At 72.0% G+C, this 6,529-nt stretch carries 7 protein-coding genes; 2 read left to right on the top strand and 5 right to left on the bottom strand.

The features are described 5' to 3' along the window. Positions 1–383 precede the first annotated feature (383 nt). Positions 384–1,529, bottom strand: a complete 1,146-nt coding sequence (locus tag ACRX5S_RS35340) for a stage II sporulation protein M (protein ID WP_436777310.1) — start codon at positions 1,527–1,529, stop codon at positions 384–386. Positions 1,530–1,727: 198 nt separating this feature from the next. Between ACRX5S_RS35340 and ACRX5S_RS35335 the strand changes: the two genes are divergently transcribed. Further along, positions 1,728–2,723, top strand: a complete 996-nt coding sequence (locus ACRX5S_RS35335) for an RDD family protein (RefSeq protein WP_436777309.1) — start codon at positions 1,728–1,730, stop codon at positions 2,721–2,723. Positions 2,724–2,772: 49 nt separating this feature from the next. Here the strand turns inward: ACRX5S_RS35335 and ACRX5S_RS35330 are convergent, their stop codons facing one another. Both ACRX5S_RS35330 and ACRX5S_RS35325 read right to left on the bottom strand, forming a co-directional pair. Continuing rightward, complete coding sequence (locus ACRX5S_RS35330; protein WP_436777308.1) at positions 2,773–3,438, bottom strand: NADPH-dependent FMN reductase; 666 nt, start codon at positions 3,436–3,438, stop codon at positions 2,773–2,775. Positions 3,439–3,525: 87 nt separating this feature from the next. After that, positions 3,526–4,341 (bottom strand): hypothetical protein, encoded by an 816-nt coding sequence (locus ACRX5S_RS35325; protein WP_436777307.1) that lies wholly within the window; start codon positions 4,339–4,341, stop codon positions 3,526–3,528. Positions 4,342–4,600: 259 nt separating this feature from the next. Here ACRX5S_RS35325 and ACRX5S_RS35320 point away from each other — a divergent pair, with 259 nt between their 5' ends. Then, on the top strand, positions 4,601–5,221 hold the full coding sequence (locus tag ACRX5S_RS35320; RefSeq protein ID WP_436777306.1) for a hypothetical protein: 621 nt from the start codon (positions 4,601–4,603) through the stop codon (positions 5,219–5,221). A 19-nt stretch (positions 5,222–5,240) separates the two neighbouring features. On the opposite strand, the gene ACRX5S_RS35315 is transcribed toward ACRX5S_RS35320, so the two are convergent. Continuing rightward, complete coding sequence (locus tag ACRX5S_RS35315; RefSeq protein ID WP_436777305.1) at positions 5,241–6,026, bottom strand: HNH endonuclease family protein; 786 nt, start codon at positions 6,024–6,026, stop codon at positions 5,241–5,243. Between the two features lie 124 nt (positions 6,027–6,150). Then, positions 6,151–6,438, bottom strand: a complete 288-nt coding sequence (locus tag ACRX5S_RS35310; RefSeq protein ID WP_436777304.1) for a hypothetical protein — start codon at positions 6,436–6,438, stop codon at positions 6,151–6,153. Positions 6,439–6,529: the final 91 nt, after the last annotated feature.

The raw sequence follows: 6,529 nt of genomic DNA, 5'->3' as shown, positions 1-6,529 counted from the left end.
GAGCTTAGCACACCGTTTCCGGTCTGTTTCGCTTTCCGCTTTGCCTTCGGAATCGACCCTTGCGGGCTTTTCCCTTTCGGCTCTTCGAGCGTAGCAGCCGATTTCTCTGCTGCCAAACCCGTGTCGTGCGAGCTATTTTTGAGAACGCCGACAGTGCACGCAAAAGAAAGCACGGCAGACGACGTGGAAGACCACGGGAACTATCGTGAGATCGGATTGCTGCTGCTGTGGCGGATTCTGGATCCAGTTCCATCGAAGACTCGACAGGAACGGGACCGCCCGCTCGACCCGGTAGATGCTACCAGGTTGTCGCTCAACTTTCCAGCGTTGCGACAACCCTTCGAACTTACGCGTCCCCGGCCTGCTGTGTCAAGGTCACCTGATCAGCCGACCGCGGGAAGCTCGTCCGCGATATCCGAGGATGCCACATCCCCGCTCTCTCCGGCGGCAACGGCGCGCCGACCGAGCACGAAGACGTACGCGAGGAACGCGGACTCCGCCGCGATCCCGATCCCGATCCGGGCCCAGGTGGGCAGGCCGGACGGGGTCACGTACGCCTCGATGACACCGGACACGACCAGGACCAGGGCCAGTCCGATGGCCATGCCGATAGCGATCCGCCCTTCCTCGGCCAGCGCGCGGCCGCGCGTGCGCGGGCCGGGGTCGATGACCGTCCACCCGAGGCGCAGGCCCGTGCCGGCAGCCACGAAGACGGCCGTCAGTTCCAGGAGCCCGTGCGGCATGATCAGGCCCAGGAAGATGTCGAGGCGGCCCGCGTCGGCCATCAGGCCCCCGGAGACGCCCACGTTCGCCGCGTTCGTGAACACGATGAACAGGACCGGCAACCCGAGGAGTACGCCCAGGGACAGGCTGCCCGCCGCGACCCAGGCGTTGTTCGTCGTCACCTGGGCGGCGAAGGACGAGGCCGGAGCGCTTTCGTAGTAGGACTCGAACTCCCCGCCCGGGCGCGTGAGTTCGCGAATCTGGTCGGGGGCGGCGATGGAGGACTGGACCGACTCGTCGGAGGCGACCCACGCTCCGATCAGGGTCGAGACGACGACGAACACCACCGCGGTGGCCACCCACCAGCGGCGGCTGCGGTACACCGCCGCGGGGAACCGCGCGGTCAGGAAGAGGACTGCGTCGCGCCAGCCCGTACCGCGCGGTGCCGTGACCGCGGAGCGCCCTCGGGCGACGAGGGAGGACAGGTGACCGACGAGGACGGGGTCCGGCGCGGCCGACTGCACGAGGGAGAGGTGTGTGGCCGTACGCCGGTACAGCGTCACCAGCTCGTNACCGCGCGGTGCCGTGACCGCGGAGCGCCCTCGGGCGACGAGGGAGGACAGGTGACCGACGAGGACGGGGTCCGGCGCGGCCGACTGCACGAGGGAGAGGTGTGTGGCCGTACGCCGGTACAGCGTCACCAGCTCGTCCACCTCGGCGCCGGTCAGCCGGCCGCGGCGCCGCGAGAGCTTGTCGAGTCGGTCCCATTCGTCGCGGTGCACCGCGACGAAGACATCCACGTCCATGTGGGACATCCTCCAAGACGTGGGTGTGCGGTGACCATCGGAAGTATGGGAAGCAGTATCCATGCACCGGCATGCATCGGGCGGAAGCGAATGCGGAAGCGGGCGTCGCGGCCGAGCAGAGGGTGTGTCTGCCGTCGCGCGACAGTCGAAGGCGACAGATGAGCCGATACAAGTGAGCCGATACAAGAGGAGCGCCACGTGAGCGACCTGGTCACCGGCGAGGCCGTCGCGCTTGACCTGCGGCCGGCGCGGCTCGCGAGCCGTGCGATCGCGTTCGGCCTCGACCTGATGTTGCAGGCCGTCTGCCTGCTGGTCTTCGCGTGGGGGCTCGGCAGTCTGCTGATCAATGTCGACCCTGCGCTCGGCATGGCCGTGGGGATCGCCTTCCTCGTGGTCTTCGTGCTCGGCTGGCCGGTCGGCTGGGAGACGGCGACGCGGGGGCGGTCCCCCGGGAAGATGGCAATGGGTCTGCGGGTCGTCAGGGACGACGGCGGGCCGGTGCGGTTCCGGCATGCGCTCGTGCGCGGGCTCGTCGGCGTGTTCGCGGACTTCTGGACGACGAGTGGCTGCGGCGCGGTCATCTCCTCGCTCGCGTCGACGCGCGGCAAGCGCCTCGGCGACCAGGCGGCGGGCACGTTCGTCGTCCAGGAGCGCACCCCGGGGGCGCGGCATGTCCCGGTGGCCATGCACCCGGCGGCCGCGGCGTGGGCGTCCGGGCTCGACCTGTCGCGGCTGACCGACGATCTCGCTCTCCAGGCCCGGCAGTATCTGGGACGCATCGCGCAGTTGGACCCGGCGGTCGCCGCGGCGCTCGGAACGCGGCTGGCCGGCGAGGTCGCGGCGCGGATCGGTGTGACGCCGCCGAACGGGGTGCATCCGGCAAGCTTCCTGGCGGCGGTGTTGGCGGAGCGGCAGCGCCGGGCGTACGAGCGGGTGCAGCCGGTGGGCCCGGCGGCTCCTCCGCCGCAGGCCAATTGGGGTGTGCCGGGCATGAACACGTCAAACCTGGGCGCGTCGAACTTGGGTGCGTCGACCCTGGGCGCGTCCTACTCGGGCGCGCCGGGGATGGGCGCGCCGGGGGTGGGAGGCGGCCCGGATCCTCGGGCGGCGGGCGGTCAGGCTCCGGCGCCCGTCCCGGCTCGGGACGACGAAGCACCGCCGGTGGCACCGACCGGATTCAAGCCGCCCGCCTGACGGCCGAGAGGCGCCGCGGAAGCGCGGATTCCGGTCGGGGAGCGGGAGTTCAGCGCTCTTCGGGAGCACGCTCCGCCGGGCAGGGCGTGTCGTACGGACGCCTCGCACGGGCGGCGCGCAGTGCCTCGCCCCACCACGTGAGCCGGTCGAGCAATGCCTCGGCGGCCTCGTGGTGGCTCTCGCACAGCACGCAGTCGCCGACGTCCGGGAAGGCCACGGTGTCGGCGAGGGTGACGGCGTGCAGGTCCGCGAAGACGAGTCGCAGTTGGTCGACGGCGCGCAGGCCGCAGGCGGAACCGCCGTACGCCACGAACCCCACAGGCTTGGCCTGCCACTCGGCGCAGAACCAGTCGATCGCCGTCTTCATCGCGCCCGGGAAACTGTGGTTGTACTCAGGTGTGACCAGCACGAAGGCGTCGGCCGCGGCGAGCCAGTGCCCCAGGTCGCGGACGGCTGCGGGCACCGTCGCACGGTCGTGCGGCTGGTCCGGGAGCCAGGCCTGCGCGAGATCGAGGACGTCGACGTCCAGCTCGGCCCGTTTGCGGGCTCGGGAGGCGAACCACTCGGCGACGATCGGTCCGGACGTACCGTCGCGCGCGCCGCCGACGATCACGGCGATGCGCAACGGGTCCGGGGGCGGGGTGTCAGGCACATGTTGCGCGGCAACCTGCGGGTGAGCCGTCTCCGCCGACACGGGCACCGTCTCCACGGGCATCTCCTGTCTCCCTCCGACCGGGTGTTGCGGTGGAAGCAGAGTGCCGGGTGGGGCTTCGGAAGGGCTTACGGTCGCCTTCGGATGCGGTCAGTCCAGGGCGTCGCGTATGCGCTCTATTTGCGCAGTTACCACGTCGGGGTTCGGCATGCCCGATGTGTTGTGAGTCGGGTCCGACTGGGCGAAAACGGCGAGGACGTCTTCGATGCGGACTATGACGTAGCCGGTCGGAGCCGCGTCCTCGCCAGATGCCGTCGACGCGGACAGTTGCAGGCCGACGCTGAGGTCGCCCGCTTCCGGGACCGGTACGCACTGCGGCTGGTGTTCCGTCCACGCCGCGTCACTTCCGGTGCCGGGCCCGGCTGTGGGGCGGGCCAGGGTGTAGCACCAGTCCAGGGCCCGCAGGCCCTCGTCCACCACCCGCTGCGCGCCGGTCTCGGCGAACGACGTGATCACCACGGTCGTGCGCGCGGTCGATCCGGGCACGGACCAGGACGCCGCGGTGTGGGCCCGGGCGTCCGCGCTGCCCACTCCGCCGGACAGCAGGCGTGCCAGGGGGTCGCAGTCCTCGTCGCGCGACTCCACGTACGCCGCGGCAGGCGCAGCCGTCGGCCCGGTCATGCCGCCGGGTATGTCCTCGCCGGCGAGGACGACGTCCCGCAACTTGTCGTCGCCGAGCGGGCCGGCGGGGTCGGCGGCCGAGTCGACGACCTGGCGCGCGACGCGTGCGTCAGCGCAACCCGCCAACGTGGTCCCCAGCGCGGCGACGGCCAGGAGCGCGGCCGGGGTGCGTCGCGCAAGTCGGCGCCGCGCGCCTCGGCGCACGGGACCGGCTGGCCGTGGCACCTGACGGCGGGTCAGCCCGTGGTCGATCGAGTCGCCGTTCGTCACCCCGCCGTTCGTCACGTGGCCTCCCCGAGTCTGGTGGCGGACCGTCGCGTGGCCTCGGGAAACCTCCTCGGCGGAGAGGCGGAAGCGAAGCCGGGTCGGGCAGCGTACGTGATCGGGCGGACCGCGGCGGCGCCCGGGGTACGCGGACAGCCCGCCGCACAGCCCGAGAGCCCGCCCCACGGTCCGCACAGCCCGACAACCCGCCCCACGGTCCGCGCACGCCCCGCATTCGCACTGTGCGGGCACGGCGCCTCCCCCGCATAGGCTCGTGGTCATGCCCTCCGGCGCGTACTCCTTCCACGATCCGGCCGACGGGACCCCCCTCGGCGGCGAGCGCTTCAGTTGCGCACCCGGCCCCGCGGGCTGGCGCTACACCGCGGCGTCCGCCGACGGCCGCTGCTCGGTCGACCTGACGCTGGACGTGCGCGGCAGGCCCGTGCGGGTCGAGGTGGTCGCGGGCGACTGGCGGGTGCGCGGCGGAGCCACGGTCCTGGACGGCGCCGCGGCCGTCGCGTGGGTACGCGCCCCCGCGGATCCCGCGCTTGCCGCGCATGCCACCGAAGGTGACGCGAAGACGCCCGCGTTCACCGGCAGTTCGCCGGCCTTCCTGGTGGCGACCGCGCGGCTCCTCGGCCTCGCCCCGGGGCAGTCGGTGCGGGTACGCCTCACCGCGCTCACCGACCCGGTCCTCGCACCGCACCCGCGCGAGGAAGCATGGGCACTCACCGGGATCGAGGAACATCCCACGCCGGGCGGCCCGTTGCCGGTGGCGCGCTACGAGGTCGCGGACCTGGCCACCGGTATCCGGGGTGTGGTGCACCTGGCCGGGGACGTCGTCCTGGCCGCGCCGGGCGTCGAGTTGGAGGAGTTGCACAGCCCGCCCAACTTCATTTGACCGGCACCGGAGCACCCTATTACGCGCACTGCTGCGACATCGCGGTCTTGTCTGCGTCCGTGACGGGGAGGTCGTACTTGACCGAGACCTGGGCGTAACGCACGACGTATGCGCACCTTATGGCCGGGTTCGGCGGGAGCCATTCGGCCGGTGTGGCATCTCCCTTGCCGCTGTTGGTCGGTCCGTCGACGGCGAGGAGGTTGAGCGGGTCGTTGGCGAACTGCACGCGCTTGTCCTCGGGCCACCGCGCGGCGCCCATCTGCCAGCTCGCGCTGAGCGCGACGACGTGGTCGATCTGCACCGCCGTCGCCTTGCTCTTCTCGAACGGGATGGACCTGCCGGTGTACGGGTCGGCCAGTGACATCGCGGTGACCACGCACGTCGATCCCGACTTGAACCGCACTCCGGTGCCGTCGCGCCGCAGGATGTCGTCGCGGGTGCCGCAGCCGTTCTTGCCGAGCGCGACGCCGGTCGCGGAGTCGGTCCACGCCGGTCCGTACTCGTCGCGCTCGTACCCCGTCCTGGCACCGCGCGCCGCGGTCCGCACCTGGTCTATCAGCGCGCGGGCCTCTGCGCGGTCCGCGTCCGCGCTGACCGGGGCCAGGCCGGGGGCGGTCCCGTCGCCGTTGTCGAGCGGCAGCGCCGCGGGGCCTGTCGGTCCTGCCGATGCCACGGATTCCTCGGCCGGTGCGGGCGACCCGGCCCCGCCCGGCCCGACGGTGTCACCGGGGTTCGAACACCCGGTGAGTGCGATGGCCGCCGCCGCCGCGAGTACGGCGGTACGCCGCCCCCATCCCCTGCCCATGTCCCCGAGTCCCCTTCACCGGCCGATTCACCGGCCGACCGCCGATCATGCGCCGCGCGCACGGTGCCGCCGCCGACCGCGACGCGGCCGACGGGTGTGCCTTTCGCCTTGCTGCCGAACGTACTTACTCGACGTGCCTGCCGACGGAATACCCGCGTTCCGCTTCGCCAGTCGCGAACGGGCGTGCCTGCCATACCGCGTCGCCGGGGTGGGCTGTACCGCGCTCGGGGCCGTCCGGCGAACCGAGCGTCGATCCCCCCGGCGAACCGCCCGCCCCGGCAACGGATTTCGGGTCGTCCCGGCGCGGTCCCGCGGCGCAGGGGGGCGCGGTGTCCCAGTCGGCGGTGAGCGGAAGCGGCTGGAGGCATTCGGCGAAGGCCGCGCACGCCTCCAGCGAGGTACGGAACCGCATCGTCCGGCACGCCTTCCGCGAGCAGGGGGAATCCGGGCGAGTCAAACCCTAGCCAGATTTGACCGATTCGCTCGGAAATGCGGAGAGTGGG

The sequence above is a fragment of the Yinghuangia sp. YIM S09857 genome, from assembly GCF_051388915.1.
Taxonomy (GTDB): Bacteria; Actinomycetota; Actinomycetes; order Streptomycetales; family Streptomycetaceae; genus Yinghuangia.
This window is presented reverse-complemented; position numbering and strand designations above follow the sequence as displayed.

What these genes read in the sequence shown, in the direction of transcription:
- ACRX5S_RS35330 (WP_436777308.1), bottom strand. Translation starts at nt 3,438, where the DNA reads ATGCCCGTGGAGACGGTGCCCGTGTCGGCGGAGACGGCTCACCCGCAG.
- ACRX5S_RS35320 (WP_436777306.1), top strand. Translation starts at nt 4,601, where the DNA reads ATGCCCTCCGGCGCGTACTCCTTCCACGATCCGGCCGACGGGACCCCC.
- ACRX5S_RS35315 (WP_436777305.1), bottom strand. Translation starts at nt 6,026, where the DNA reads ATGGGCAGGGGATGGGGGCGGCGTACCGCCGTACTCGCGGCGGCGGCG.
- ACRX5S_RS35310 (WP_436777304.1), bottom strand. Translation starts at nt 6,438, where the DNA reads ATGCGGTTCCGTACCTCGCTGGAGGCGTGCGCGGCCTTCGCCGAATGC.